Raw genomic sequence first — 3,034 nt, 5'->3', positions numbered from 1 at the left:
TTTAGGGATTGGAGATTATGAATATGCACTCGCTAAATTAGATGGGTTTGTATCTTCTTTTCAAGACGAACCTTATTTTGATCATTTAGCTGCAGGTATTTATACGGTTTTCATTCAAGATAAAAATAATTGTGGAATTGCTCAATTAGAGACCTCTGTGGTAGGGTTTCCAAAATTCTTCACCCCAAATAATGATGGGTTTAATGATACTTGGAACATTGTTGGTATAAATGACAAATTCTATACCAGCTCAATGGTTAATATTTTTGACAGGTTTGGAAAATTAGTAGCTCAAATTAACCCAAATGAAAATGGTTGGGATGGTTTATTTAAAGGAAATCCATTACCTGCAACCGATTACTGGTTCTCCGTTGAATTAGTAGATACTATAGGAAATATACGAACCAGAAAAGGACACTTTAGCCTAATTAGAAGGTAACTACTGTTTCTTTAAAATTGCTTTTTGCCTACTATTAACTAAATACGATTTTACCTCAGGAATATCTTCATCCTTAAATTTAGAATTACCTGTTATAGTTGGAGTTTTTCCATCTGAAGCAATAATTTCAAAAATAATGTCTTTATTCTCTTTTGTATAGGTTGAAATAATAAAGGAATCCATCACTTCAAAAAAACTTGTAAAAATTTCTGTTTTATAATAAGAATCAATAATGATGGTATTCTTCTCATCAATTTTATAAATCCCCTTTGTTTTATCAACTAGTAACAACTCATAATCTCTAATATCTTCTTTACCTTTAAAATTATAGATGATTTTCCATTGATAAATTGAATCAGATTTTTGTAAAATATTCAACTTCATTTCCAACTTCATATGAATAGAATCAACCCCAAAAATTTGTAATTCGCCTTTGTAATTACCTTCCCAAGATTTTGGAAACGTTTCTTGAGCAACTACATTTAAACTCAAAAGAAAAAAAACAACTAGAATACTTTTTGAAATACACTTCATACTATCAATTTAGAAAATAAAATTACATTATTTTTGCAATATGCAATTTAAATTAGAATCAAATTTTAAACCAACTGGTGATCAACCTGAAGCAATAAAACAATTGGTTCAAGGAATAAATGCTAATGAAAAATATCAAACATTATTAGGAGTTACTGGTTCTGGAAAAACGTTTACGGTTGCTAATTTAATTCAAGAAGTTCAAAAACCAACCTTAGTTTTAGCACATAACAAAACGTTAGCTGCACAATTGTATTCTGAGTTTAAACAGTTTTTTCCAAATAATGCTGTAGAATATTTTGTTTCCTATTACGATTATTATCAACCTGAAGCATACCTTCCTGTTACAGGAACATACATTGAAAAAGATTTATCCATCAATGAAGATATTGAAAAATTAAGAATAAGTGCTTCCTCTGCTTTACTATCTGGAAGAAGAGATGTAATTATTATAGCTTCTGTATCTTGTATTTATGGTATTGGAAACCCCGTTGAATTTAAAAAAAATATCATTTCTATTGAAGTAAACGAAGTTATTTCACGCACAAAATTTTTACACCAATTAGTAACTAGTTTATATTCTAGGACTGAAACTGAAGTAAGTAGTGGAACTTTTAAAGTTAAAGGTGACACTATTACAGTCTATCCTTCATATGGTGAACATGCCTATAGAATTCACTTTTTTGGAGATGAAATTGAAGAAATAGAAAGCTTCAATATGTCTAATAATCAAGTAGTTGAAAAATTCAAACAGTTAAACATCTATCCTGCAAACTTGTTTGTTACTTCACCTGATGTATTGCAAAATGCTATACATGCCATTCAGGAAGATTTAATGAAACAATATGAATACTACAAAGAAATAGGTAAACATTTAGAAGCAAAACGTTTAAAAGAACGTACTGAATTTGACTTAGAAATGATTCGTGAATTGGGCTATTGCAGTGGAATTGAAAATTATTCACGCTACTTAGATGGACGAGAACCAGGAACAAGGCCTTTCTGTTTATTAGACTATTTTCCAGACGATTATTTAATGATAATTGATGAAAGTCATGTCACGGTTCCACAAGTTCATGCCATGTATGGTGGCGATAGATCCCGTAAAGAAAATTTAGTGGAGTTTGGGTTTAGATTGCCTGCAGCAATGGATAACCGTCCTCTAAAATTTGATGAGTTTGAAGAAATTCAAAATCAAGTGATTTTTGTAAGTGCCACACCTGCAGATTATGAATTACAAAAAACTGAAGGTGTTTTTATTGAACAAGTAATTAGACCAACCGGATTGTTAGATCCCGAAATTGAAGTGCGTCCAAGTATCAATCAAATTGATGATTTAATTGAAGAAATTCAAGTAAGAGTAGAATTAGATGAACGAACTTTGGTAACTACACTTACCAAACGAATGGCAGAAGAATTAACAAAATATTTAAGTAGAATCCAAATTCGTTGTCGTTATATTCATTCAGATGTTGATACATTAGAACGTGTTGAAATTATGGCCGATTTACGTAAAGGAGTCTTTGATGTTCTAATTGGTGTTAACTTGTTGCGTGAAGGGTTAGATTTACCTGAAGTTTCGTTAGTTGCTATTTTAGATGCCGACAAAGAAGGTTTTTTACGCTCGCATCGTTCACTTACTCAAACCATTGGAAGAGCAGCAAGAAATGTAAAAGGAAAAGCCATTATGTATGCTGATAAGATTACAAAAAGTATGCAATTAACTATTGATGAAACCGAAAGAAGAAGAGAAAAACAAATTGCATACAATACAGCAAACAACATCACCCCTACTCAAATTACAAAAAGTATAGAAAACACATTGGCTAAAAATACAGGCTCATCTTATTATTATGATACTGCTGCAACTATGGCTGCTGAAGAAGAATTAGCGTATTTAACAAAACCTGAAATTGAAAAACGTATTCGTGAAAAACGAAAACAAATGGAAGAAGCTGCCAAAGCACTCGACTTTATAATAGCAGCAAAATTACGTGATGAAATTAAACTATTGAAAGAGAAAGTATAAAATTATTACTTTATAAGTCTAATTATATTTTT

General features: G+C 30.7%; 3 protein-coding genes. 2 read left to right on the top strand and 1 reads right to left on the bottom strand.

All coding sequences use genetic code 11. From position 1 onward, the window contains the following. Nucleotides 1-439, top strand: a 439-nt coding sequence (locus ABY863_RS13255) for a T9SS type B sorting domain-containing protein (protein WP_372795614.1), incomplete at its 5' end; no start/stop codon positions are given. Here ABY863_RS13255 and ABY863_RS13250 read toward each other — a convergent pair. Next, entirely contained in the window at nucleotides 440-973 is a 534-nt protein-coding gene (locus tag ABY863_RS13250) for a hypothetical protein (protein WP_372795612.1), read from the bottom strand. Between the two features lie 40 nt (nucleotides 974-1,013). On the opposite strand from ABY863_RS13250, the gene uvrB reads away from it, so the two are divergent. Further along, nucleotides 1,014-3,002, top strand: a complete 1,989-nt coding sequence (uvrB, locus tag ABY863_RS13245) for an excinuclease ABC subunit UvrB (protein WP_372795610.1) — start codon at nucleotides 1,014-1,016, stop codon at nucleotides 3,000-3,002. The last annotated feature ends 32 nt before the right edge of the window (nucleotides 3,003-3,034 follow it).

Origin of the sequence: Lutibacter sp., from assembly GCF_041562875.1 — a bacterium.
Taxonomy (GTDB): Bacteria; Bacteroidota; Bacteroidia; order Flavobacteriales; family Flavobacteriaceae; genus Lutibacter.
Note: the sequence above shows the minus strand (reverse complement) of the source record. Positions and strands in the feature narration are given on the sequence as shown.